The organism is Archangium sp., from assembly GCF_036277355.1.
In the GTDB taxonomy this organism is placed as follows: Bacteria; Myxococcota; Myxococcia; order Myxococcales; family Myxococcaceae; genus Archangium.
In genome coordinates this window covers 42,120-67,366 of record NZ_DASUNC010000173.1, presented here as the reverse complement: position 1 = coordinate 67,366, position 25,247 = coordinate 42,120, and the positions used below count along the sequence as shown (strand labels likewise).

At 69.7% G+C, this 25,247-nt stretch carries 22 protein-coding genes; 6 read left to right on the top strand and 16 right to left on the bottom strand.

Annotated elements, in window-relative coordinates; genetic code table 11:
• Position 1: 1 nt before the first annotated feature.
• The 9 genes from VFZ09_RS43065 to VFZ09_RS43025 form a co-directional block, all read right to left on the bottom strand.
• Entirely contained in the window at positions 2-1,270 is a 1,269-nt protein-coding gene (locus VFZ09_RS43065; protein WP_329733637.1) for a HAMP domain-containing sensor histidine kinase, read from the bottom strand.
• Positions 1,270-2,610 (bottom strand): tetratricopeptide repeat protein, encoded by a 1,341-nt coding sequence (locus VFZ09_RS43060; protein WP_329733636.1) that lies wholly within the window; start codon positions 2,608-2,610, stop codon positions 1,270-1,272. The genes VFZ09_RS43065 and VFZ09_RS43060 overlap by 1 nt, the downstream gene beginning before the upstream one ends.
• On the bottom strand, positions 2,607-3,239 hold the full coding sequence (locus VFZ09_RS43055; protein ID WP_329733635.1) for a hypothetical protein: 633 nt from the start codon (positions 3,237-3,239) through the stop codon (positions 2,607-2,609). Before VFZ09_RS43055 ends, VFZ09_RS43060 begins: the two co-directional genes overlap by 4 nt.
• 13 nt (positions 3,240-3,252) lie before the next feature.
• A complete protein-coding gene (locus VFZ09_RS43050; protein ID WP_329733634.1) occupies positions 3,253-3,720 on the bottom strand; it encodes a hypothetical protein in 468 nt (155 codons plus the stop codon).
• A gap of 157 nt (positions 3,721-3,877) precedes the next feature.
• Complete coding sequence (locus VFZ09_RS43045) at positions 3,878-4,291, bottom strand: hypothetical protein (RefSeq protein WP_329733633.1); 414 nt, start codon at positions 4,289-4,291, stop codon at positions 3,878-3,880.
• A gap of 124 nt (positions 4,292-4,415) precedes the next feature.
• A complete protein-coding gene (gene ilvC / locus VFZ09_RS43040; RefSeq protein ID WP_329733632.1) occupies positions 4,416-5,411 on the bottom strand; it encodes a ketol-acid reductoisomerase in 996 nt (331 codons plus the stop codon).
• 15 nt (positions 5,412-5,426) lie between these two features.
• Positions 5,427-5,897, bottom strand: coding sequence for an aromatic-ring-hydroxylating dioxygenase subunit beta (locus tag VFZ09_RS43035; RefSeq protein WP_329733631.1), 471 nt, complete (start codon positions 5,895-5,897; stop codon positions 5,427-5,429).
• Between the two features lie 5 nt (positions 5,898-5,902).
• Positions 5,903-7,159, bottom strand: coding sequence for an aromatic ring-hydroxylating oxygenase subunit alpha (locus tag VFZ09_RS43030; RefSeq protein WP_329733630.1), 1,257 nt, complete (start codon positions 7,157-7,159; stop codon positions 5,903-5,905).
• Between the two features lie 10 nt (positions 7,160-7,169).
• Entirely contained in the window at positions 7,170-7,322 is a 153-nt protein-coding gene (locus VFZ09_RS43025) for a hypothetical protein (protein WP_329733629.1), read from the bottom strand.
• 1,586 nt (positions 7,323-8,908) lie between these two features.
• On the opposite strand from VFZ09_RS43025, the gene VFZ09_RS43020 reads away from it, so the two are divergent.
• From VFZ09_RS43020 to VFZ09_RS43010, 3 genes are all read left to right on the top strand, one after another.
• Complete coding sequence (locus VFZ09_RS43020; protein ID WP_329733628.1) at positions 8,909-9,703, top strand: Uma2 family endonuclease; 795 nt, start codon at positions 8,909-8,911, stop codon at positions 9,701-9,703.
• A gap of 72 nt (positions 9,704-9,775) precedes the next feature.
• Positions 9,776-10,576, top strand: a complete 801-nt coding sequence (locus VFZ09_RS43015) for a hypothetical protein (protein WP_329733627.1) — start codon at positions 9,776-9,778, stop codon at positions 10,574-10,576.
• A 207-nt stretch (positions 10,577-10,783) separates the two neighbouring features.
• On the top strand, positions 10,784-11,140 hold the full coding sequence (locus VFZ09_RS43010; protein WP_329733626.1) for a helix-turn-helix transcriptional regulator: 357 nt from the start codon (positions 10,784-10,786) through the stop codon (positions 11,138-11,140).
• A 161-nt stretch (positions 11,141-11,301) separates the two neighbouring features.
• Here VFZ09_RS43010 and VFZ09_RS43005 read toward each other — a convergent pair whose 3' ends face one another.
• Positions 11,302-13,029: an NAD(P)/FAD-dependent oxidoreductase gene (locus VFZ09_RS43005; protein WP_329733625.1), complete on the bottom strand. Its 1,728-nt coding sequence runs from the start codon at positions 13,027-13,029 to the stop codon at positions 11,302-11,304.
• Positions 13,030-13,334: 305 nt separating this feature from the next.
• On the opposite strand from VFZ09_RS43005, the gene VFZ09_RS43000 reads away from it, so the two are divergent.
• Positions 13,335-14,546: a hypothetical protein gene (locus tag VFZ09_RS43000; protein ID WP_329733624.1), complete on the top strand. Its 1,212-nt coding sequence runs from the start codon at positions 13,335-13,337 to the stop codon at positions 14,544-14,546.
• 224 nt (positions 14,547-14,770) lie between these two features.
• On the opposite strand, the gene VFZ09_RS42995 is transcribed toward VFZ09_RS43000, so the two are convergent.
• The 4 genes from VFZ09_RS42995 to VFZ09_RS42980 all read right to left on the bottom strand — a co-directional run bounded on the left by VFZ09_RS42995 (position 14,771) and on the right by VFZ09_RS42980 (position 20,000).
• Positions 14,771-15,520 (bottom strand): HNH endonuclease, encoded by a 750-nt coding sequence (locus VFZ09_RS42995; RefSeq protein ID WP_329733623.1) that lies wholly within the window; start codon positions 15,518-15,520, stop codon positions 14,771-14,773.
• Between the two features lie 2 nt (positions 15,521-15,522).
• Positions 15,523-16,947 (bottom strand): AAA family ATPase, encoded by a 1,425-nt coding sequence (locus VFZ09_RS42990; protein WP_329733622.1) that lies wholly within the window; start codon positions 16,945-16,947, stop codon positions 15,523-15,525.
• A gap of 154 nt (positions 16,948-17,101) precedes the next feature.
• Positions 17,102-17,689, bottom strand: coding sequence for a thioredoxin family protein (locus VFZ09_RS42985; RefSeq protein ID WP_329733621.1), 588 nt, complete (start codon positions 17,687-17,689; stop codon positions 17,102-17,104).
• A gap of 55 nt (positions 17,690-17,744) precedes the next feature.
• Positions 17,745-20,000, bottom strand: a complete 2,256-nt coding sequence (locus tag VFZ09_RS42980) for a protein-disulfide reductase DsbD family protein (RefSeq protein ID WP_329733620.1) — start codon at positions 19,998-20,000, stop codon at positions 17,745-17,747.
• 616 nt (positions 20,001-20,616) lie between these two features.
• Between VFZ09_RS42980 and VFZ09_RS42975 the strand changes: the two genes are divergently transcribed.
• Together VFZ09_RS42975 and VFZ09_RS42970 are read left to right on the top strand one after the other, a co-directional pair.
• Positions 20,617-21,405, top strand: a complete 789-nt coding sequence (locus tag VFZ09_RS42975) for a hypothetical protein (RefSeq protein ID WP_329733619.1) — start codon at positions 20,617-20,619, stop codon at positions 21,403-21,405.
• A 27-nt stretch (positions 21,406-21,432) separates the two neighbouring features.
• Entirely contained in the window at positions 21,433-22,236 is an 804-nt protein-coding gene (locus tag VFZ09_RS42970; protein ID WP_329733618.1) for a hypothetical protein, read from the top strand.
• Between the two features lie 37 nt (positions 22,237-22,273).
• Here the strand turns inward: VFZ09_RS42970 and VFZ09_RS42965 are convergent, their stop codons facing one another.
• Both VFZ09_RS42965 and VFZ09_RS42960 read right to left on the bottom strand, forming a co-directional pair.
• The gene (locus VFZ09_RS42965) at positions 22,274-23,512 is read right to left on the bottom strand and encodes a vWA domain-containing protein (protein ID WP_329733617.1); all 1,239 of its coding nucleotides are present in this window, start codon (positions 23,510-23,512) and stop codon (positions 22,274-22,276) included.
• Positions 23,513-23,692: 180 nt separating this feature from the next.
• On the bottom strand, positions 23,693-25,120 hold the full coding sequence (locus VFZ09_RS42960) for an AAA family ATPase (RefSeq protein ID WP_329733616.1): 1,428 nt from the start codon (positions 25,118-25,120) through the stop codon (positions 23,693-23,695).
• Between the last annotated feature and the right edge of the window lie 127 nt (positions 25,121-25,247).

Below are 25,247 nucleotides of genomic sequence, written 5' to 3'. Positions count from 1 at the left end.
GTCAGCGGGCCTGAGGCGCCGCGGGCAGCCGTACCTCGAAGGTGCTGCCCTGGCGCTGCTCGGGCACCAGCGACACCGAGCCCCCGTGCCGCTCCACCAACCGGCGGCACAGCGCCAGGCCCAGCCCCGTTCCGTTCGCCTTCCCCGTGACGAACAGGTCGAAGAGCCGCTCCCGGACTTCCTTCGGCACTCCCGGTCCGTCGTCCTCCACTCGCACCCGCACCGCGCTCCCGTCCGGCTCCGCCGCCAGCCGCACCTCGCCCTCGCCCTGCGCCTGCGCCGCGTTCTGCAGCAGGTTGGCGAACACCTGTCTCAGCCGCCCCGCGTCTCCCTCCACCGGCGGCAGCTCCGCGAAGCTCCGGCGCACCTTCACCCCCGGGAACGCCGCCTCCGTCGCCCTCGCCGCCTCCTCCAGTACCTCGGACAGCACCACCCGCCGCGCCGCCAACGGCCGGTCCGCGCTCAGGTCCAACAGGTCCTCCGTCAGCCGCCGCAGCCGCTCCACCTCGCCCAGCACGTCCTCCAGCGACTCCTTGTCCCGCTCGGACAGCTTCGCCCCGCTGCGCTCGCGCATCAGTTCCACCGTGCCGCGAATCACTCCCAGCGGGTTGCGGATTTCATGCGCCGCCATCGCCGCCATCTTCGTCAGCGCCTCGCCTCGCGCCGCCTTCGCCGCCGCCTCGCGCCGCGCCCGCTCGTCCCTCAGCCACCGCGCCGCCACCAGCGCCAACGCCAACGCGCCCACCGCCGACAGCGCCACCCCTCCCCACAGCGCGCGCCGCAGGGAGTCCCGCGCGCTGGAGAAGGCACGCCCCGCCTCCAGCACCAGCACCGACTCCACCTGCCCACCCCTCCCGCGCACCGGGAAGTAGCCCACCGTCACCTGCAGCTCGCCCATCGCGTAGCCCGGCCCCACCCGCGTCTCTCCCGCGAGCGCCGCCTCCACTCCCGCCGGGTCCGTCCGCAACAGGTCCACCCGCCTGCGCGCCGGCCCCGTGGCGTCCGCCGGCACCGCCAGCTTCCGGTCCACCACGTACACCCCGTCCAGCGCGTTGGCCTTCATCAGCGCTTCCAGCCGCTCGGCCGAGGCCGGCGCGTCCGTCAGCAGCAGCGCCGCGGACTCGCCCGCGCCCCTCAGCCGCGCATCCAGCGCCTGCTCCAGCGCCGCGCTCCCCGCGCGATAGAGGGCCAGCGTCGCCGCCAGCGCGCCCACCAGGCCGAGCGTCGCGAGCCCCAGCGGGCCCAGTGCGCGCGAGGCGAGCCGCGCCATCAGAACAACCCCCGCGACCACACCAGCGCCAGCCCACCGGTGAAGCGGCCATAGGAGAGCTCGGGGACGTTGGAGGACGCGCCTCGCCAGCCCATCGAGGCCTGCACGCTCCAGTGCCTCGACACGTCCCACTCCAGCACCGCGCTCGCGTCGAGGATGCCGTCCTCACGGCGGGCCCCCAGCGGGTTGTCGAAGTTCTGGTAGCCGCGCGGGGAGTAGCCCACCTCGCCCAGCATGCGCAGCCCGGGGCCCAATCCCAGGCTCAGTCCGGCACGCGGGCCGTGCTCGACATAGCCGAGCGCCAGGTCGTACGTCCTCAGCAGGCCGCCGCACCAGCCCGCGGACAGGGTGAGGGATTCGGTGGGGCTCCACTCCGCGTCCAGCCGCATGGTGCCGCGCCACCCGGAGTAGCCCTCGTAGGCGGTGACGAGGAAGTCCTCGCGGCGCACGGCCGCCGAGCCCTCCAGCACCACCGGGCCCACCGGCACGCGCGCGGCCCCCCGCAGCCGGTGCGCGAGCAGGTACGGCGCCCCGCCGAGCGCCAGGTAATCCAGGCCGTACTCCACCGTCCCCTGCAGCACCGGGCCCAGGTGTGCCTGGCCCAGCGCGCCCCCCGCCCCGGCCAGGTCGAAGCCGGGGAAGCGCAGGTGGCCCCGGTAGTTCCCGCTGACGCGCGCGTACGGCCCCCGCTGCCCCCAGGGACGCACGCTCAGCTCGGCGAGCGCCGTGCTCACGCCATCCCCGCTCCCGCCCTGCCGCAGCGTGCCGTCCGGCGCGAGGTCCACGTTGGAGTCGTACTCGCCCCCCAGCCGCCCCGAGAACGACACCCGCCCCTCGCGCGCGGCCCGCAGGCGCAGCTCTCCCGCGCGCCTCGCGAGTCCCTCGTCCGGGGAGGTCGCCGCCGCGTCGAAGAAGGTGCCCGCCTCGTCCGTCCGGCCCTCGCGCAGCGCCAGCACCCCGAGGAAGAAGGAGGCCGTGTCCACCAGCTCCGGCTCCGCGAGCGCCTCGTGGAAGGCCGCCGCCGCCGCCGCGTCCTCCCCCCGCTCGAAGTGCGAGAGGCCCGAGAGCAGCGACGCCGCCGCGGCCTCCGCCTGCTCCTCGGCCCAGTCTCCCCGGCAGAGCGTCTTCAGGGCCGCCCGCGCCCGGGCGTTGCGCGGATCCCTCCGCAGCACCTCGCGCCAGGCGACGAGCGCCGTCTCCGTGTCTCCCGCGGCCTGCTCGGCCTCGGCCACCTCCACGTAGGGCGCGGCGGCGGCCGGGTCCGGTGGGCTCAGCGGTGTCACCGGCCCACAGAGGCCGGGCTCGGCGAGCAGCGCGGCCACCAGCAGGCCCGGGTTCACGGACTGTCTCCACCCACCCGGGGCGCGGGCCGCTCGGACAGCGCGCCCAGCACCTCACGGGCCTCGGCGAGCCGGTACCGGTCCTCGCGCTTGCCCGCCAGCCGCACCGCCTCCTCCAGGTAGTGCGCGGCGAGCACCGGACGTCCGGTGGCACGCACCTGCGCGGCCCGGGCGTGGTACCAGTCGATGGAGCCCGGCGTGGGCGCCGAGCGGAAGAGCGCGGCGATGTCCGTGCGCAGCTTGCGCACCTGCTCGCCGATGCGCGGCCCGGACGCATCCCCCACCGCGTCCAGCAGCGTGTCCGCGCACAGGTAGAGGCGCGCCTCGTAGCAGGCCAGCGCGTGGTAGTAGTCGAGCAGCGCGTCGCGCGCGTCCGGCGCCTTCTTGCGCGCGGTGGCGAAGGCCTCCAGCGCCTCCTCGGCCCGGCCGAGCTTCACCAGCGACGCGGCGATGTACCAGTCCGCCTCGCCGTCGGTGCCCAGGCGCTGGGCCACCTTGAACTCCACCAGGGCATGGGAGAAGCGGCCCTCGCGGAAGTGCCGGGCACCCTGGAGCAGGTGGGGCGTCGCATCCGGGGGAGTGGCCTCCGTGAGCCCGAGGAGGGCGAGGCAAAGCGCGAGACGCTTCACACGGGGCTTTCTATCACGGGCCGCGGAGGAGGACTTCCGGCTCCTTCGGCCGTCCGTTCCCCGGGCTGTCGGGCTTGGGGTCCTTGTTCTTGCGCACGTGCTCGGAACGGGAGCGGCCCGCGGCATCCTGCGCCTCCGGGCCCCCGCCCGCGGCGCCCAACGCGGCGGCACGGGCGGCCTCGAGGCTCTGCCCCGGCGGAGTCCGCGCGGCCTGCTGCGAGGCCTCGCGGCGGGCCTTCTCGGCGGCCTCACCGCGCGTCCGGGCCGCCGCGTCCTGGCGAGCACCCTGCGTCGCGGTCTCCCGGGCCGACTCGGCCACCGGGGAGGCCTCCTCCGGAAGCCGGGGGAGCTGCGCCGGCAGCGTGGCCTGCGCCTCGAGCGCCTCGAGCATGGCGGCCCGGGGCTCCTGACGGCGCGACGGTTCCTCGGCGATGGCGCCCGCGGCCCACAACGAGATGGCGAGGATGAGGAGCCCGCGCATGCATGCCTCCACGACGCGCCCCGGGAGAAGGCGCACCTGGGAGCGTAGCATTCTCCGTGCCGGACGCTGGTTCCTCGGGTGGGCGCCTGTCCGCTCCCGGAGCATGCACCATCCGGGACACCCCACTGTACCAACCGGTACACCTGGGCGCCCGTCGTTACGACGCGTCGAGCCGCGACTGCCTGTCCCGCACGTCCCGCAGCAGCTCCTCCGTCTCCGGGTCGGGGTTCTTCCTCCTGCGTTGCGCCTCCTGGAGCAGCGCGAGCGCATGTCCGAGCCGGTGCGCCACGGCCTCCGTGTCTCCGCGCTGTTGGAGCAGTTCCGCCTCCGCGCTCACCAGCTTCGCCAGCGCCTTGAGCTTCTCCGGGTGCTCCAGCAGCCCCGCCACCGAGCCCGCGTCGATCGTGATGAGCATCCGGTACTCCATCCCGAAGAGCGTCAGGCTCGTCTGGTGCACCAGGTCCAGCGCCTCCTCCGTCTTCTGGGCCTTGCCCGCCTTGAGGATCGCCGCGAGCGCCGCCACCAGCCGCTCGATCATTCGCTCGATGTAGTCCTCGCGCATTCCAGCCATGGGCACTGTTCCTCTCGGGAGGCCCTCCGGTGGGAACCCGGGAGCCTCGATACCCTCACCCCGTCCCTCTCCCGGAGGGCGAGGGGATATTGACGCAGTTCTGGCCTGGTTGGGTTGGGCTCGGTCAGGGTTTGTGGAACCACGGCATCATCGCTCGCAAGCGGCGGCCTACTTCCTCGATGGGATGACGTCTGCCTTCCTCGAGCAGCCTCCGGTGATTCGGCCGGCCCGCGTCGTTCTCCTCAATCCATTCCTTCGCGAATCGACCGTCCTGGATCTCCCCGAGTATCTCCTTCAGCCTCGCTCGCACCGCCTCGTCCACCACTCGCGGGCCCCTCGTCAGGTCCCCGTACAGCGCCGTGTCGCTGATGCGCTCGCGCATCCCCGAGATGCCGTGCTCGTACATCAGGTCCACCACCAGCTTCAGCTCGTGCAACACCTGGAAGTACGCCACCTCCTCCGAGTACCCCGCTTCCACCAGCGTCTCGTAGCTCGCGTGCACCAGCGCCGTGATTCCTCCGCACAGCACCGCCTGCTCCCCGAAGAGGTCCGTCTCCGTCTCCTCCCGGAAGCTCGTCTCGAGGACTCCCGCCCGCGTCGCGCCCATTCCCTTCGCGTACGCCAGCGCCCGCTCCAGCGCCTGCCCCGTCGCGTCCTGCTTCACCGCCACCAGGCACGGCACGCCCTGCCCCTCCACGTACGTCCTGCGCACCAGGTCCCCCGGGCCGTTCGGTGCGATCATCACCACGTCCACTCCTGCCGGTGGCCGCACCAGCCCGTAATGGATGGCGAAGCCGTGGTAGTAGAGCAGCATCTTGCCCGGCGTGAGGTTCGGCTCCACCGCCCGGTGGAACAGCTCCGCCTGCGACAGGTCCGCCACCAGCAGCGCCAGCACGTCTCCGCGCCTCGCCGCCTCCACCGCGTCCACCCACCCGAAGCCGTCCGCCTCCGCGCACGCCGCCGCCGGTGTTCCCGGGCGCTCGCACACCACCACGCGCACCCCCGAGTCCCTCAGGTTCAGCGCCTGCGCCCGCCCCACGCTCCCATAGTCATACACGGACACCGTCAACCCGCTCAGCCGCCCCAGGTCCGCGTCCGCGTCGTAGAACACCCGCGCCATCCGGCTCCCCCTCGCTCAAATCGGGTACACGAGCAGCCCCGGGATCCGGAACGTCTCGTACACCACGTCCATCCGCTCGAAGCGCGGCTCCGGCCCGAGCTCCACCCGCGCCTCCACGTGCCCCACGCTCAGCAGCACCGTCTCGCCATCCTCCGTCGTCCGGTACACCGCGTAGTTCGCCCGCGCCTCCACGTGCCCCGCTTCCACCTCGCCCACCCGCACGTTCGTGTGCAGGTGCCGGCAGACGTGCGGCGTGTAGACACACGCCTTGCGGATGGCCACCACCCGGTCCTCCATCATCGCCCGGCTCGTGCACAGGATGAGGCTCACCGGCAGCCCCTTCTGGTGGTTCTCCCGAGGAATCAGCCGGTACTGCCCGCCCTCGACGAACAGCGCCGGCCAGCGCTCCAGCTCACCGTCATCCAGGGCCTCGGCGTAGCGGTAGAGCAGGTCCTCCACGGTGCAGCGGATGGTCGGGTCCCCCATGCTCGTCACACTCCCATCAACGTGCGCCACGTCTTCCAGAAGCCGCGGATGGCCGTCTCGTTGGCCAGGTCCCGCTCCGGCTCGCCGTACTGCACCTGCGTCCCCCCGAGTGCCACGAACGCCGCGTCCCCCCGCTCGCCCTGGATGCCGCGCTGGACGATTTCCAGCGCCTCCACGTCCTCCAGCGAGATGTACCCCGAGGGCCCCACCAGGTTCGCCTGGAGGATGCGCTGGTTGCGCAGCTCCACCGTGTCCTCCGCGTACCCCAGCAGCGTCCAGATGAGATCGAAGTCGTTCACGTCCCTCGGCAGCACGTGCCGCGTGGCGATGCTGTTGGAGATGCGGTGGATGACCAGGCTCGGGAAGACCGTCTGGATGGAGACCGCGATGTCGTCCTTGAAGTCCGGCAACTTGCGCATCAGCTCGGGCGCGCGCAGCTGGTAGCCCTTCTGGTACGTCGAAATGCCCTGCTGCTCGTACTCCTCGCGGTGCTCCTCCGCTCCGCCCTTGTACGAGACGAGGTGTCCGCAGCCGCTCGGCTCCGCCAGCGTCTCGCCCCGCTGCGTCGAGCGGAACAGGCCGAACGTGGCCACGAAGAGGTGCAGCAGGCCCGCGTGGTACGGGTCCTTCACGTTCTCGAAATAGAGCTTCCAGTTGGCCCGCACCCGCTGGCGCAGGTAGCCGAGCACCTGCAGCTTCCGCCCATCGAACACCCGCGTGAGCTGCGGCCAGACGACTCCGAGGTACTCGCGCAGCGGCGGCGTGTCCTCGCGGAAGCTGGCGAAGACGAGCCCGTTGAGAACCTCCACCCGCAGCCGCCGCAGGCTCAACGCCTTCATGTCCACGTCCACGCCGCGGTAGCCCCCCTGCCCCTGCACCCCATTCCTGAAGGGCACCGCGCGCAGCGTCCCGTCCGGGTCGTAGCCCCACTGGTGGTAGACGCAGTTGAAGCGTTTGTGCTGGCCGCACGCCTCGTGCAGCACCAGCGCGCCCCGGTGCGAGCAGCGGTTGATGAGCACGTGCACCTGCCCGTCCTTCGCGCGCGAGAGGATGACGGGGACGTCTCCGATGTGCGTGGTGCGGAAGCTGCCCTCCTCGGGCACCTCGGCCTCCAGCCCCACGTAGCTCCACGTGGGCCCCTGGAAGATGCGCTCCTGCTCACGCTGGAAGAGCTCCGGGTCCGTGAAGACACGGTACGGCACGTGCGCCGTGTCTCCCTCGGGCCAGGGCCAGAAGGACTCCGCGGATGGGGATGTCGTCATGGAGAGACCCTCACCCCGTCCCTCCGCCCACATCCGCGTCCACCACGTCCCGGCGCTGCTCCCCCTCCTCCTCGTGCCGGGCTTCCTTCCGCAGCTTCTCCGCGTCCTGGTCCGCCCGTGGATTCATGATGCGTTTGTCCGGTCCGCCCTGATTCTCCGCCATCGCTCGCTCCCATCGCAGAGGGACCTCGCACGCCACCGCACGAGGCCCGGTGATGAGGCAAAGGTCCGAAGCGTCCCGCCACCCGACAAGGGACCAGCACACGCCCCGCCGCTCGCCCTCCGCTCGTCCGAGAGCCAGCTCGGCGATGCGGGAATGCACGTGCCTGTTGCCGGATGGGCCCCTGTGACGCGCCTGGTAGCACCCGGACACCTCAGTAGTCCGGACGGCAGACCCACGGCTCGGATCCAGAGGAGCGGTGGCAGCGCTGGAAGGGACCGCATCCCTCGGGAACATCCGGGTCGCAGGGCTGTCGGCAACGGAAGACATGGCAGACGAGCCCCTCGGGACAGGGGGGCTCGTTCCCGCCACAGCGGGAGACACACCGCATCCAGACTTCACCCGGCCGGTGCGGGGCGTAATCCACGAGGCACCGCTGCGGCTCGGAGCAGGGTGTTCGTTGGCAGTCCTCACCGTGAACCCGAGCGCAGACCGAGCTTCGCTCTCCGGTCCGAATGCAGCGCTGCCCCTCGGGGCATGAGCGGCCCTCACACGTGGGCAGGCAAGAGGCACCGTTGGGGCCCTCGCCGCAGAAGAAGCCCTCGGGACAGCTCGCGGGTTCATCCACACGGCAGTGTCGGCCGCACCACCCCTGGCAGACGAGTCCCTGCTCGCACCCCTCGCGTGGCGTCTCTGGCAGGGCGTGACAGGCTTCGCCCTCCTTGCGCATCCCGGCCAGCGCGCACAGGCGAAGGGAGGGACCCTCGCGCCCGAGCGCCAGTGCACGGCAGGCGAACCCCTCCGGGCACTGGGAATCCGTCATGCACGTGCTGTCGGTGCAGTAGCGCTCTCCGCGCCTCGAGTTGAAGAAGCATGCGAGTGGAGACTCGCAGTCCTCGGGTTGCTGGCAGGAACGCTCATAGGACAGCAGGCTGCGGCGCTCCTCGAGAGAGAGCATCGGAATCGTCCGTGGTGCTGGAGCCCGCGGGTGCTCGCCAGACGTCGCCGTCCGAAGCAACCACCCCAGGGGGACCGCCAGCATCAGCCCGAGCAGGACGACAAGCGGCGTGCGCCACCTCATCGGCATTCCCGTGGGCAGTCGAAGTATTCCCAGTCCGCGGGATCCTCGCAGCGTTCCGCCCACTCGGCCTCGCTCATGAACCTCGACTCTACACACCAGGCCCACGGACATGGGGTCTGTCCACGCCAGGCAGGCGGAGTGTCCACGAAGCGCTTCGGCACGTTCACGAAGCAATGAGGCGATGCGGGCGGCCTCCGGGCCCGAACTCGAGCAACTGGTCCGACAATCGGACCAGTTGGAACCGCCCGCGGCCGGAAGGTGCAACCGGCCAGAACTCACCGAGACCACCCCAGCGACCTCACGCTCCTTCACCCCTGATGACCGGGCGCGAGAGCGGCACCGAGTGTCCGTGAGATGAGACGCGCCGGCCCCGAAAGGGACCGGCCGCACCGCGCTCTGCGTCACCGCTCACTCGGAGCGGGATGTCTGTGTCATCTGGCCCACCGCTTGCTCAGGGGGTTGCGTCGGGGAGATTGACCGGACAGGTCATGTGCCGCACCCTGAGGGCATGGCACGTGACGAAGAGCCGCGGGCGGACGCCTTTCCCCGGGCGCCCTCGCGGGAAGAGTGGGCGAGGATGAACGAGGCGGAGAGGGCCCGGGTGGTGGAGGAGCTGCCCGGGGAGGTGACGTGGGACGAGATGGCGATGCCCGAGGGAGACCTCCACTCCCAGGCGAAGATCGGCGCGCTGCTGGCACTCAAGGAGTACTTCTCGCGGCAACGGCGGCGGGTGTACGTGGGCTCGGAGCTACCCGTGTATTACCCCGCCGAGCGCCGCTTCGCGCCGGACCTGGTGGTGGTGCTGGACGCGGAGGCGCACCCGCGCAGCAAGTGGGTGGTGAGCCACGAGGGCAAGGGGCTGGACTGGGTGCTGGAGGTCCACGTCGGCGGAGACCGGAAGAAGGACGCCGAGTACAACGTGGAGCGCTACGCCCGGGTGGCCATCCCCGAATACTTCATCTTCGACCGGGCTCGTCAGCGGTTGTACGGGTACCGCCTGCCTTCGCCCGAGGCGAGGGAGTACGTCCCCATCGTCTCGGAGGGAGGCCGGTTCAGCTCGGAGGTGCTGGGGCTGGAGCTGCAGGTGGAGGAGGGACGGTTGCGCTTCTGGGCGGGGAGCGCGCTGCTGCTGGAGTACGAGGAGCTCATCGACCGGCTGCGGGAGACAGTGGAGGGGCTGGAACGGCGAGCGGACGAGGATGCCCGTCAACTGGCGGAAGAGACTCGGCGGCGCGAGGAGTTGGAGCGGCGCCTCACGGAGGCTCGAGCCGAACTGGAGCGTCTCAGACGACGTGATTCATGAGGTGACCTCCCAGATGAGGTGCGGCCTCCCGTTTCGCGAGGTGATAGAAAGGCGAACGGAAGGAGGCCGCACATGGCCGACGAATCACCATTCAAGGGCGGAAGACTGGGGCCGTTCCACCTCGGCAGGCGCTTCAAGCACAAGGAGCTCGGATCGGGCCTGGGCCGTCTCTACGAGGCACACAACGTCCACACCGGGGCCTCGGCGCTCGTGCTCATGCCCGACCGGCACTCGGACTGGGAGCCCACGGAGGATTGGCGGATCTCCGCCTCCTCGCACGTGTCGCCCCCCTACGTCGCGCTGGAGGTGGGGCACGCCCCGGCCTCGGGCCGGCTGCCGGCCTTGTCGGAGCTGCTCGATCTACTGACCTCCGCGGTCGAGCGGTTGGAGCAGAACGCCGAGGCCCGCGCCCACCTGACCCGCGAGCCCATCGGACGGGTGCGCAGGTGGCTCGGACGCTCGCGCCGGTGGTTGCGCTCGTGGCACGGGCGCACCCTCGCGGGACTGGCCTCTGTAGCTCTCGGCGTGGGCCTCTGGCTGGGAATCACCGGACCCGGCAAGGGCCCGGAGCACGAGCCCCGCACGGCCCATGGCGTGGCCGCGGAGGCCGCGGCCCGGCTCGATGAGCCCCTCATGATCAACAAGCACGATCGGGGTGAGGTGGCCATCGCCTATCCCATGCCCGGAGGCCCCTTCCGCAACCAGGCCAAGGCACCCTGCTTCGCCGACGAGGGCGAGGTGGAGATCAATGGCGGGTGCTGGATGGCGCTGGAAAAGCGTCCCCCCTGTCTCAAGAACCAGGCCGAGTACCAGGGCAAGTGCTACCTGCCGGTCGCCGCGACGGCCCGGAAGGCGCAATCCCTCCTGCCGTGAACCAAAGCGCTTGCATGACCGGAAAAGTCATGTTCCTATACGGACTCACGAAGTAGGACAGAAAACCCACTGACTGCCAGCAGTGAACTTCGTGGCCTCCCTCCCAAGGGCAGTACCGGCGTACCCGCGTCATGGCGGGGCGCCAACTCAACGCTCCCCGCGGTGCCTAGCAGCCCACGGTGGAGCGTTGTTCTTTTGGGGTGGAACGTGACCGAGCAGAATCTCCTCTCGAAGGCACTGAGCAATACGGCCCGCGAAGCCCGGCTACGAGCGGGACTTACACAAGACGACGTGGCCGAGCGCCTCGACCTCTCCCAGGAGGTGTACGGACGGATCGAGCGAGGTGCACTGCTCCCCAGCGTGCTCACGTTGCGGCGATTGAGCCTGGTGTTGCACGTCCCCACGGATCAGCTGCTCGGGATCGACTCCGCGTTGACGCACTCGCCGCCCTCCGAGCGGGATTCGCCACAGCTCAAGCGGTTGATCCGCTCGTTGCGCGAGCTGAGTGCTTCCCGGCTGCGGACACTGGGTCTCCTCATCGCCCACTTCCGGCGCCGCGACTGAGCCTGCCGCGGTGGCCCCCTGGCAGGTGTAGGTTGGTGAAGAATGCGCCGGATGACGCGGCCCTGGGTGAAGTACGCCAGTACCGCCGCATTCCTCCGCACCTCACCCCGAGTTGGCCGAGGCCCTCCCAGATGAGGTGAGGAGGGCCCGGCCCGCAGGGCTCAGCCGATGGCGAGCCGCTCGGGCGTGGAGTCCGTGCCCCTCACCACCGCTCTTCCGTAGTGGTAGTCGTCCGGACGAAGCTGCTGGAAGGGGCTGTCACTGGCGGCGGTCAGGCTGCCGCCCAGGGACTTCGCCACTGCGGCAGCGGCGTTGAGGCCGGTCTGGAAGGCGCTCTCCACCCACCCCCCCATCCACGACACGCTGTCTCCCGCCAGGTACACCTTGCCATCCAAGCTGCTCCCGACCTTGAGGAAGTCGTAGAAGAGCGAGTGAACGTACGCGTCCTGCCCAGGAAGATTGAGCTTGAACGCGCCGAAGTAGTACGGCGTGTTCTGCCAATCGATGAATCGCGCCGTCGAGCGGTCGATGGAGCTCGCCACGGTGGCCGCCAACGCCGGGGAGATGGTGTCCAGGTCCTTGAGAAGCAGATTCAGCCGGTCCTGCGGATCGGTAAAGGTCACCTGCTTCTGGGAGTCGTCTGCCCAGGTGTAACTGAAGAGCAGCACCCCTGGGCGGCCGGTGCCGTAATCCAGCGTGTAGAGATTGCGGAGCAGGGTGTCGCCCACCACGTTGCGCGGCCATTGCGGCTCGGCTGACGCCCAGAACCGCTGGGTCTCCACGAACACCTTGGACGAGTACTCGAGGTGCACCCGCCGTAGCGCATCCGTCACGTCTGTCTCGAGCAGTCGGCCGGAACCGTTGTTGGCGAGTCCCAGGGTCAGCTCCATGGCCCGGTGCGAGGTGGCGACGATGACGCGGTCGAACTCCTCCGAGGGTTTGTCCTGGAAGGAGAGCCGTAGACCCGTCCCGGCCCGCGTGATGGCCGTCACGGGCATCCGCGTCCGTACATGGTTCCTCACGCGGTCCGCCGGTTTCCCCGGCAGCTCGATTTGCTGCTCGAGGAAGCCGTCCACCACGCTGCTCACGCCGGTGGTGATGGCATGATGTTCAGCGTCCACCGCGTTGATGACGAACCGCATGATGTCCAGGAAGCAGATGGGGAACAGCGCGTCGAAGCCGCCAAACCCGGTTCCCAGCGCGCCGAAGAACTCGAAGTCGATCCTCTTCCACTGGGTACAGCCCGGGGCGTTCTCATCCGTGAAGATACGCTGCATCGCCTCGTACAGGCTGGAGTTGCCGAACGCCTGGAGATAGGCGGACCAGGCCTCGCGGATTCTCCCGGCGTTGCCTCGCGGGTCTTCGGCCAGCCATTGAGTGAGCTGCTTCGGCGCGATCAGGGAGATCTTCTCGTCCTTGCTCGTGAAGCCGTTCTCGTACCAGGCCTTCCACCCCTTCTCGACGATGGAGTAGCTCGGCGGGAGCTCGTTCTGCTCATCGGGGCGGTAGAGATACGTACTGCCCTGGAACGTGATGTACGTGAGGTTCTCTCCCGGATCCGGGAAGAGCGCTTCCTCGAAAATGATTGTCGATGCGCCCGAGGCGTTGAACACGTTGGCGTAGTAGTGCAGGAGCCGCTCGGAGGGGCTGAAGCGCATGGCTCCCATCTCGAAGAGGCTCCCATCCCCTGGTTTCATGGAGAACAGCCTCCCGCCGATGCGGTCCGTGGCCTCGAACACGGTGACGTCCACGCCACAACGGAGCAGCTCGTACGCGGCGGAAAGACCCGCCGCGCCGGAGCCCACCACCGCCACCATGTACCGGGAGGGGTCTGATTCGAAGGCCGCGATTCTCGCACCGCTGTTCCTCAGCCACGCGACGTAGTCCATCGTAGGGGTATCCACGAACGTGAGGGGCGTGGGCGTGGTGTCCGCAGTGTTCGCCGAGGCGAGCTTGGAGGTGGATCTGTTCGAGCGCCGCAATCTTGGAATGGCTGTCATGTCCGGTGTCCTCGTGAGGGATTGGAGCCAATGGCTCCACGCCAGAATAGACACGGCACGTTCCGGACCTTGTGATCGTGCTCACCGCGGACGCGTGAAGGCGATCACATCACCCACGCACCGCCAGATGGCAGGTTGATGCGTACCAGGAAGAATCCAGGGCCTGGTGCACACGCATTCAACCGGAGACACTCATGGCAGACGTCATCTACTATTCGACTGGCGAAATCTTCTGGGTCACCGACCCGCCCAAGGACACCAAGCTCCACGGGGGGGTGCCCTACGGATTCCCGCCGGTGCCATCGGACAACCTCTTCACCTACTCGCGGTCCGCCCACGCGCTCACCGAGGCCGGCCACACGGTCATCGGTGCCTTTGGCCGCATGCGTCAGGAGGTGCGTAAGAGCGCCGAACAACAGGATCCCGAGTTCCTCGCCCTGGGGCAGCTGCCGCACCCGGAGCGCACGGTCCTGGTGCTCATCGCCACCGACTTCGGGAAGGACCGCATTCCATTCACCGCCAAGGAGATCCAGTCCCTGGAGCGGTTCCGGGCCCGGGGCGGAGGAATCTACGTCACGTGGGACCACGGGCCGCTGGGCTACCAGGCGATGTTGGAGCTGGGGCTGGCCAGTCCCGTGGAGCCCGAACCCGAGGAGCCGCTCCGTCCGGCCATGGCGTTCTCCCACGACGCGACCAACACCGCCAGGGTGGAAGCCGACGGCTTCAAGCTCATGCAGAACGGGCAGCGCGAGCGCGTCCGGGTGCATCTGTCACCCGGCCCTCCCGCCGGCCATCTGCAGAAGATCGTCCCCGCCGAGTTGCTGTACGACACGCCGGCCAAGCCTCACCCCATCTTCAACGGGGTGGGCGGCGGGGACGGCATCTGGATTCCCGCCCATTCGCACGAAGGCAAGCTGCGCATCAAGGCCAGCCTGGTGACGGGGCTTGACGAGTCGCAGCTCCGCGATGGAGTGCGGGCCATGGCCATCCACCTGCCCATCATGGAGACGTCCTTCGACTCGTTCGCGGTGATGGCTCGCCAGGATCCCGAGAAGCAGCCAGACGGCAGCACCCGGGGGGGCGTCATCTGGGACACCAGCTTCCACCACCTCGTGGACATCAACTGGTCCCCGGACGGCAAGGTGCCCTGGGATGCCTTCGTCCCGTTCTCGGCGGAGTCGCTCTGGCTGCAGCAATTCTCCCCCGAGCTCTTCACCGCGCGCCTGGACCGCGGAATGCGGCGGTTGTTCGTCAACGCGGTGAAGTGGCTGGCGGGCGAGCTGCATGACTCTCCCGCGCACCAGGTGGGACTCCGGACATCGGTGCACGGCCTGTCCCGCGAGGCGGCCCTCCTGCGGAGCGAGCCCGCCATCCGCGAGCGGCTGACCATTGGGGGTCCCCTGTAATCGACCGGGCGGCTCCTGCTCCGCCGCCTCCAGGCGAGTGACCTGGAGGCGGTGTCGAGAAGCTCGTTCTTCCAACTCTCACAACGGCCCCGGGCGCCAGCACTCCGTACTCCAGGTCCCTGGAGACTGGCCCGGCGCACAGCCCGAGGGTGACACCCGGGCGGTTCGCTCGCACCCGGCCATCCGCGTCGGCCACGGGGCTCGGCGAGCGTTCACGCTCCCGCTCAGCTCTTGCTTCCATGCGCCAGACCGTTGGCTGGCCGAGGTGTCACCGGGCGCGTGTTCGCATCGAAACAGCTCCGCGCCGTCCCGGGGAAGCCAAAGAAATGCCCTTCCCGCGTGAAACCGTCGATGAGCATCCGTCTCATCTGCACATCGTCGTCGAAGACCTGCATCCAGATGCTGAAGAACCCCGTCGCTTGAGCGAGCTTCACGATCATGCGGCGCATGCCCTCGGTGGGGCTCTGCGCCAGATCAGCCTTGCTCGTCAGCGCCTGACCCCACACTTCCATGCGTTGGGCGTATCTATCGATCGCGACGATTCGTCCATTCTCGTCGGTCACTTCGCTCGGACCTTTGTCGAGGCCACAGAGCGCGAGGGTGTGAGCGGCCATCTGCTGTTGCGCCGCGGTCAACCCGTGAGCGGGAACGACCTCGCCACCGGAGGTGTAGGCGAACGCGGCGGCCGTGTTGTCGCGATCCGGCAGCAACACGTGCTCGAGGCTCACGTCCTGGTCCTTCTTCGTCGAGTTGCAATTCACGCAGCCGAGCAGGAAGTTGTCCCATTGCCCGATGAGCGCCGCATACTGCGGCAGCCCCTTCGGCTGGATGTGCTCCACCGCGAGCATCGTGGGGATGCGCCGCTCGCAGTAGGTGCAATACGCCCCAAGCCTCGAGACCAGGCCGGGGAACGCATCCCGATAGTTCTCATAGTCATGTGCCTGGGGACTGTTGCCACGCTCGACAGGGCGCATGGTCAGCGCTCCCCGTCGCCGTCATGGCGGCCCGGCTGCACCTGCTCGGCCATCGCCTCCAGCCGAGCTCCCAGCGTCGCCTCCCGCTTCAGCTCGAGGAAGGCCTGGAACGCCGGGTTGTCCGCATAGGGTGCGATGTCCGCCGCCAGCCGCTCGACATAGTCCCGGAGCTTCTCGGCCGGTGCTTTCTCCGCCTCGTCGAGCAGTGTCAGGTAGTTCTTCGCCACGTCGACCATCTGCCGATACCGCGGGCTGACTTCCGGCCGCTCGACCCGCATGAGCCCCCGGGCGATCTCCTCCAGACCCAGGTTCTCCGTTTCCGCCACGGGCTGGACATCCAACGGGATGAGCTCCCCTTCGCGCGCTGTCTGCACGATGAACGGGGAGTGGGTCGTGGCGATGAATTGCACCTCCGGAAACAAACGCCGGAGATCGTCCATCACGTGCCGCTGCCACCGCGGATGCAGGTGCAAATCGATTTCGTCGATGAGCACGATGCCTGGCGTCTTCAGCAAGACCTTCTCATCGAGGTGCGGGTTGAGCTGCGCGGCCTTGAACGCGAGATCACCCACCATCGCGATGACGTTGCGCTGCCCGTCACTCAGCGCGCCAAACGGCAGCCGCGGCTGGCCCTCGATATCGAGCAACAAGCCAAGTCTCGGGTGGTATTCGATACGGCGGCACCCTTCCACGGCATCTTGAATGGCCTGCTTCACCACGCGAAACTGAATGGACTCCCGCCGCTCCACGTTCGCGATCTGTTGCTCGAACTTGAGCCATCGCAAAAGGTCGCGCGGACTGCACCGCGGGTCGATGCTGAACCGGTAACCCGCGAGCCGGGATGCGAAGCTTTCGGCGAGGTCTTCCTCCGTCTCTTGTGCCGGCACCTCCTGCGGAGTGTGGCCGGCCTTGAGAGCCTCCGCCTCGGCGCGGACATCCTTCGGCTCCAACCAGAGCCTGCCCGTGCCATAATAAGAGATGAGCGGCAGCGTCACCTCTTCGCCCCGCTGCATCTTCTCGACCGCGATCTCCGCCGACGTCTTGATGTTCTTCGCGTTCACCCAGGTCGTACGCTTGCCGGCGAACTCGCGCTTCCAGGTGTAATCCTTCCCCTGCACCCGTCCCGTGGCTTCGACGACAACGGGGAGCTGCTTCTCGATGCGCTGGGTCTCGCGGAATTCGATGACGCGTACGCGCACGTCATCCAGCCGGATGTGGCGGGAGTCCTCGCCGCGTACGCCCAGGAACCAGCTGCCCACCGCGACCGCGAGCGCGTCCAGCGCACTCGTCTTGCCCCGACCGTTCTGACCGATGATCACATGGAACGAACCGTTGCCGTCCGCCGGCGCGTCCAACGAGCGCGGGAACGTGAAGGTGCGCTCCTCGAAGCCCTTGAAATTGCGAACGTAGAGTCGGTCGATCCGCATGGGGGGGGATTCTGACGTCCCCCGAAAGCGGGTCCAGCGGAAGCGTGTGCGGCCATGAAGTTTCCGCGGACGTCCGCTGGGCCCTCCGGGTCACGTACCACGCGCGGGCCCCGTCCCCTTCCGGGAACGAGGGCCTCACGGCAACAACGAAGGCTCAGCTCTTGTACTTCACCGAGCAGCCGTACGGCTCGGTGGTGGAGGCCGGCACGGGCTTGCCGGACAGGAGCGCGTCCACCGCCGTCTTCACGTGGTTGGTGGTGCCCTCCTTCTTGTTGCCGCGCGGATCATCGTCGATGGCGCCCGCGTAGCGCACCACGCCCTGCTCATCGATGACGTACATGTGCGGCGTCGTCCTGGCGCCATACGCCTTGCCCACCGTGCCGCTCGCGTCCTGCAGCACCGGGTAGGAGAAGCCCTCGGTCTTCTTCCAGGCCGCGGACTTGTCCGGCGTGTTGCTCGCGGTGGAGTCCACCGCCAGCCACACCACCTTCTTCGCATCCAGCCCCGAGAACGTCTTCTGCATGGTGTCGGCCGTGTAGTGGCGCTGCACGAAGGGGCAGCCCGGGTTGGTCCACTCGAGCACGACGATCTTCCCCTTGTACTGCGACAGCGAGTGCTCCTTGCCGGACTCGTCCTTCAGGGTGAAGGCCGGGGCGGGCTTGCCCACCTGGGCGGTATCGGCGGCGAGGGCCGCCACGGGCAGCATCACAGCGAGGGCCACTGCGGTGAAGAAAGGCTTCATTCGCTCTGCTCTCCTTGTGGGGGTACTGCGGAAGAAACGAACGCCGGGGCCGTGGCTATCGCGCATCGGCCACCCGCCCGGCCGCCCGGCGCACGGCGTCGGTGACGGAGTCCGAGGTGAGCAGCTCGGGCAGCACCTCGGGCTTGTCGGGCGCGGCGGGGCTCACCACCAGGTACATGGGCACGCCGGCCCGGCCGAACTCGGCCAGCTTCGCGCTGATGCGCTCGTCCCGCCGCGTCCAGTCCGCCACGAAGAAGGCCACCTTGTGCTGCGCGAAGGCGGCGCGCACGTCCTCGCGCGTGAGCACCGTGCGCTCGTTGAACTTGCAGGTGAGGCACCAGTCCGCGGTGAAGTCGATGAACACGGGCTGGCCCGCCTTCAGGGCCGCGGCCACCGCCGTCTCGTCCCACGGCTGGGCCTCGGCCACCAGGGAGGCCTTGCGCACGGCCGGGCCCGTCTCGTCGAAGCGCAGCGAGAGGAAGCCGCCCACCGCCAGCACGGCCACCACCGCCGCCACGCCCGCGGCCTTGCGGCCCCCCGAGGCGCCCTGCACCAGGCCGTACAGCCACGCGCCCAGGCCCACCACGGCGAGGAAGGCGAGCAGCCGCGCCATGCCGTCCACGCCCGTGAGGCCGCCCATCACCCACACCAGCCACACCGTGGTGCCCAGCAGGGCGAAGCCGAGCAGCTGCTTGCCGCGCTCCATCCACGCGCCCGGCTTGGGGAGGAACTTCGTCAGCCCGGGCACGAGCACCAGCAGGCAGAAGGGCAGCGCCAGGCCGACGCCCAGCATGAAGAAGGTGGCCAGCACGGTGGCCGGGCCCGCCGCGAGCGCGAAGCCCACCGCGGTGCCCAGGAGCGGCGCCGAGCACGGCGTGGCCAGCACCACGGCCAGCACGCCCTCGCCGGCGCTGCGCGCGAAGCCGTGGCTCGAGTCCACCTTCTCCACCAGCGCGGTGCCGTCCGTGCCCACGTTGAAGACGCCGAAGAGGTTGAGCGCGAAGGCCACCAGCACCGCGGCCACGGCGGCCACGAAGAGGGGCTCCTGGAACTGGAAGCCCCAGCCCACGCTGCTGCCACCGGCGCGCAGGGCCAGCACCACGCCCGCGAGCACCAGCAGGGAGCCCACGATGCCGCCCGCGTACGCCAGCGCGTGCAGGCCCACCTTGCCGCGCTCGGCGTGCACGGTGCGGGTGAAGCCGTAGGCCTTGAGGGCCAGCACCGGGAAGACGCACGGCATGAGGTTGAGCAGCGCGCCCCCGAGGAAGGCGAAGAGCAGCACCAGCCCCAGGGACAGCGAGGACTCGGCGGCCACGGGCGCGGCCACCGCCGGGGACTTCTGTGCGGCCACGGCCTTCGCCACCGGAGCGGCCCCGGGAGCGGCGGCCACCACGGAGGCCAGCGGCAGGCTCACCGTCAGGGCGGTGGGGCCGGGCGAGCCCAGGCGCAGCACGCCCGTGAGACGAGGCTCCTGCGCGGGCACGTCCGGAGCGGCCTCGCCCTCCAGCTTGAAGGTGCCGGGGCTGCCCGCCACGGGAGACAGGGTCAGGCGCGCGATGCCGGGGATGCGCTCGGGGTAGAAGAAGTCCTTGTCCCCCACGGACACCGGCTGGCCCTGGGGGCCCGTGACGGAGAGCGTGCCGGTGAAGGGCTGGCCGGCGGTGAGCGGCTTCGTGTCGAGCGCGAGCGTCACCCCGTGGCCGGAGCTCTCGGGGGCCACGGGCACGCGCGCATGGGCGGCGGCGAAGACGGGCTCGTGCTCGGGGTCCGGCTGCGTCCGGGGGCCCACGGGCAGGTTGCGGGTGAGCATGAGCTGCGCGGGCAGACAGTGCACCTCGCACACCAGCACGTCCGCCGCGGCCGACAGCTGCAACGAGCCCTGGGCCTGCCCGGAGGCGCGGGCCTCGGCGAAGAGGAGCACCTCGTCCGCGTAGCCGAAGGTGGTGATGTAGCCGTCCGAGGTGCGGAAGGTGGAGGGCGCGGGCCACTGCAGCGCGCCCACGGTGGTGCCGGGCGTGTCCCACGTCACCTCGGAGGCCAGGCCGGACTCGCCCGGGTTCTTCCAGTAGATGTGCCAGCCCGGGTCCATGCGGAAGCGCACGCCCACGCGGAAGGCGTCTCCGGCCTTCACCTGGGCCACGTCCGTCAGGAGGGCGGCTTCCACCCGGTTGTTGCCCTCGTCCGGCGCGCCACTGGCCACGGCGGTGGAAGGCAATTCCGCCCGGGCCCCGCCCGCGCCGAGGCAGAGCCCCAGCACCGCGAGGAAGAAAAAGGCCCCCCAGCTCGAACGTCGTACCGGCTGCTGCGTCATGCGCCTCCCGTTAACCCACCGGCCCGCCGTTCGCCAGCCGGACATCCGTGGATTGGCTCTCATCAACCCTCCAGGCAGGCGGGCATTCCCGGACGGCCCCGCCCTGGTGGTACGGGTGATACGCGGGCGGCCAGCCTCGGGTTACAGCCCCTACCGCTCGAATGCCCGCCAGGCGGCCGGGCTCGAAGGACTTCACGGCGGCGGAGTGGCGCCGAGGCCGGGTACGCGAGCGGTTTCCACTCGGCTGAACCACCTCACCTGGGAGGACATGGTGCTCTCATGGATGCTGGCCGCTACTGCTCCCTGAGTCGAGTCCGGGTGAACAGCACAGGAGGTGTCCATGAGTGCCGACGTCAGATGCGCGTTCAGGTCCTGGGCCGCACGATGTGGTGGGGTGGCACTGCTCCTTTCGTGGGTGCTCGCCGGCTGCGCCACGACTCCCGTCAAGCCGTCGCCTGCTGCGTGGAGCAGGGGGACACCACGAATCCGCCCAGCATCCCTCCCCACTCCTCCGCGGGTCCTGTTGGCCATGAGCGACGGCCCGCCAACAGGTGGAGCCTCCTCCAGCCCAACGGTGCGGGGCTACAACGTCCCCGGCCGGAAGCCGGATTCGCAGGTGCCTTATGAGTTCTTCCTCGGCAACGCCGCGCATCGGCTGGTTGCCTTCATGTATGGAGCCAAGTACCCGAGCAACCGCATCTTCTACAACACGGACACACTCCAGAAGATCCTCTCGGAGAAAGAACTCGGAGACACGTCCCTGCTGCACTCGAATGAGCGCAACCTACGTCCGGACATCACCAATATTTCCAGGCGGGTCCTCTTCGAGATCAAACCCTGGACCGAGCAGGGTCTCCAGGAGGGCCGCGAAGAGGCGCGAATCTACCTGGCCGCACTGAATCGAGCGCTCCTGGACGGCAGACGCTTCACGGGAGGCACGGACTTCCACGGTGAAGTCCTGATTCGCTTCGCGAGAGGCCAGTACATCTGGCGGCTGGAGTGGAGGACTCAAGAGCCAGGAGTGGTCCAGTACCGATGGACACGCAGCCAACAACGCTTCGAGTCGGAAGCCGCGGCGTATGAGGCCGGGCAGTGGGTAGAGATCACCGAGCAGGAGTTACAGCAATACGGCGGGTGGGTGGCACAGGCAGTGGAGGACATGGTGCGCCGACGCGAGGAACTCGCCACCTTCAGCGGAGCCGTGGGCGTCGTCATCGATGTCGCGGGCAATGTCGCGACAGGGTTCTTCTCGGGTGCGATTTTCGGCCAGATGGGTTCGACTCCCGGGGCACAGCAACCTCCCGCCCAAGGAGGTGGACAGGTCATTCCATTCCCCTCGAGGCCACCGCCCACCGTGCCGCCAGCACAGGTTCCCGCTGCTGCGGGCATGTCTCTTCCCCGGTGATGAGCCGCTTTGATACGACGCCCCCGCATGGCACCCAGTCAGGATTCTTCGCTGCAACTGCCTTCCTTCCTGCATGGCACGTTCCCCGCAGTGCACCAGAAGACAGCGAAGGAGGGCACAGCGTGCGGCGAGCAGTATCTGCGGGACGGCACCTTTCCCGTTCCCCGGCTGATGCGGGAAGTGCCCCCAGGAGAGGTGGTCGTGGCTCACGAGGTGGTCGACTTCCAACGCGAGCGACCAGCCTGGCGGCTGTATATGGTGTCCAACGTCAAGAACAGCTTGTACGAGGCGCTGGCAGGGCAGAACACGATTCCCGCGAGGGATGCCTACGAAGCCTCCTTCCGTGAAACCGCCTGGGGCGCGCTGTACTTCGCCATTCACTCATCGAGTCCGGAGAGCGCGGAGCGCACGGCGGTGAGACTGCGGGCGGTGCTGCGTTACTGGGAGCCGCTCCAGTCCGTACGCTACCTCTTCAAGCACCCGGGAGCGGCGCACACACTGAATGAACTGATGATGGCCGCCTGCGGTTGGGCCATGGAAGCATGGTGCCCGGAAGGAGGAGCATCGACGCGCGCACGCCTGGAGACCGCAGCCGAGCGCATGGCGCGCGCAACACGGGAGGACTGCCTCGAGGCCATCCTCCGTCAGCTGCCACGAGCCCTTGCCGCCGAGCGCGAGTTCAAGCACCGGCAGGTGTTGGCCGACCCCACCTTCCAACGCGAACGGCTCGCAACGCTCGATTCACGTGCATTCCAACGAGTGTCCGGCGCATGCACGTCGGAGCTCATCGGACTGCTCTATGACTGGGATCACGAGCTCGGAGTGCATTGAACGGAGCGATTGCACCGGACGATCGCTCCGCCACCGCTCAGTTCCCCGCCTTCCGGATGGGGATGGCGGGCTGGATGATGCTCAGGCCCGTATGCGCGTCGGCGGCCCGGGCCCGGCGCACCATCAGCGCCGGCAGCTCGCCCGCGCGCCGCTCCACCGCGAGCTTCAAGTCCGTCAGCCGCTCCACGTGGCGCTTCGCCGGCACCTCCTCCACCGCCAGCCGCACCAGCTCGCGCAGCGCCTCCTGCGCCACCTTCAGCGACTGCTCCGCGGCGATCGGATTGCGCCGCACCAGCGACTTCCACGCCGCCGACTCCGCCGCCACCAGGTCCAGCTCCGCGCCCACCGCGCGGATGAAGCGGCCCTCGGGGCTGTCCGGCAACACGCGCTGCACCGGCACCGCCACCCGCCGCGTGTCCCCATTCTCCGTCCACGTCGTCGTCACCCCGAGCGACCAGTCCGCCAGCTCCAGCCGCCCCGTGAAGAGCGCCCGGCGCGCGAACGCGTGCGAGAGCGAGCCCAACCCCACGCTCAGCGCGTCCCCCTCCACCCGCGCCGTGTAGCGGTGACGGCACAGCAGCTCGGTGAAGCCCATCGGCTTCACGAACACGCGCGCGTCCGTCCCCACCTCGCCGAACAGCTCGGCCACCAGCGCCGCGGCCGCCACCGGCAGGCCCTCGGCGTCGTCCACGTGCGTGAAGCCCGTGCCCGCGGGCGCCGTGAGCGCCTCGAGAATCTCCGGCAGGTAGTGCCGCCCCAGTCCCAGCGCGTGCAGCGTAATCCCCGACTCGGCCACCTTGCCGCCCAGCGTGCGGAAGTCCGCCAGCGAGCGCGGGCCCACCGAGGGCTCGCCATCCGTGAGCATCAGCATCTTCGGCCGCGCCCCCGGGATGAACAGCCGGCGCACCGCCGCCGCCCCCGAGTCCACCGCCTCGTGCAGCGCCGTGCCCTCGCCGGCCTGCAACGCCGAGAGGCTCTCGGACAGCTCCGTGCGCGCCTCCGCGTCCATCAGCCGCAGCGGCACCAGCTGCTCCGGCACGCCGTCGAACGCCATCAGCCCCAGGTAGTCCTTCGGCCCCGCGCGCTCCACGAGCAGCTGCGCCGCCTCCACCGCCGCGGCCAGCGGCGCGCCCCGCATCGACGCACTCCGGTCCAACACCAGGTTCATCGCCACGGGTGCACGGGGCGCGTCCGACTCGGCCTCCACGGTGACGAGCAGATGTACATTCCGGCCGCGCTCACCATCGCGCTCGACCGCCCAGGCCGTCAGCTTCATCGCTTCATCCTCCGTGCGAGGCACACTCGTGTGCCCCGTTACTACTACCGCCGCGTCCCCTCAGTATCGCTCCACTCGCCCCCACGGCCGCAACCCGAAGGCGCCCCCCTTCCCGAGGCTCGTCCGCCCCACCCGCGGACACGCTCCCGGAATGCAGGACCCGGACACGCCGCGAAACCCTCACGAGCGGGTCCCATCCACCCCACCCGCACCGGGCTCCCACACCCCTCGCCCCTCCACCTTCCTCATCACGCCCACCACCTCGGGAGGCAACTGCGCCAGCAGTGCGGGCGACTGCGTGGCCACGAGCAGCTGGCCCTCCGTGGAGGCGCGCCGCAGCAACCGCGCGAGCACCGGCAGCACGCGCGGGTGGAGTCCCAGCTCGGGCCCGTCGAGCCCCACCAGCGGCGCCTTCCGGGGCGACAGGCACAGCGCCGCGAGGCACAGCAGGCGCAGCGTCCCGTCCGAGAGGTCCGCCAGCGTCAGCTCGCTCCCCGCGCCGGCCTCGCGCCAGACGCCGATGACGGTGCCCGGCCCGCCCCGGGGTTTGACCGAGAGCGAGTGGAAGGACGGCAGGGCCTCGCGCAGGGTGGCCTCGAGCTCGCGCCAGCGCTCCGGGTGCTCCACCATCAGGTGGAAGAGCACGGCGCTCAGGTTGGCGCCATCCGCCGCCAGCAGGGGCTCGGGCTCCGAGAGCACGGGGCGCCGGAGGGCCGCGCTCCTCGACACGTCGAAGCCCGGGTAGAAGCGCCAGCCCGAGACGAACGCGCGAAAGCCGGCGGCGGAGCGCAGGGCCGGCTCCAGCTCCCCGCGCAGCGCGAGCCTGTCTGGCGGCAGCGCGTGGGACGCGGCGAGCACGCGGGGCCGGGGCGTCGCCCACGTCACCGTGCGCACCGTCCCCCGCCCATTCTCGAAATCCAAGAATGTGAACGACTCCGACTCCTGGCCGCTCGCGTCCGGCGCCACGCAGGCGAAGCGCTCCGAGGTGACGCGGGGTGCGCTCTCGGGACCGCCCAGGCCCAGCGTGTAGCGGAAGGCGCGGCCGTTGCCGCTGGTGACGCGCAGCGACAGGTGGAGCCGCTCGGGCGCACCGGCATGGAACAGGCGCTGGCCGGTGCCGCGCGGGTCCACGCCCGGGGGCAGCGGATGCTCCACCACGAAGGCGAGCAGCGCCAGGCAGTCGAGCAGCGAGGACTTGCCCGAGCCCGGCTCGCCCGTGAGGACCGTCAGCGCCCCGAGCCGCGCCTCGAGTCCCTCGAGCACGCGGTACCCGTCCACGCGCAGGTGCGTGAGGTGGAGGGGGGCCTCCAGCGGGCCCTGGGCCGCGAGCCGCGCGCGCACGGTGGCGAAGGGCTCCGTCTCCAGCACGGCGGGCGAGAGCTGGATGGCGTCGACGAGCCCCCCGTCCTCCCCGAAGAGCACCTCCGCGAGCTCGAGCTCCGAGGCGAAGCGCTCCAGCGTGCGCGCCACCTCCGCCTCTGGCAGGCCCGACAGCTCGCCGAGCTCCGCGGCCGTCCACGCCTTGCCACGGTTGCGCTGGTACGCCTGCTTCAGCGCGGGCAGCAGCCAGTCGAAGCGCGCGAGCTCCTCCTCGGGATGCCCCGCCACCGCTTCACCTGCGCTCGATTCGCTCGGAAATCCCACGAGGGGAGGAAGATACACGGAGCCGCGGATTCCATCCCCGGAACGGGTGCCAGGCACCGGCTCGACAGGGAGACGCGTCCCTCCGCGTCAC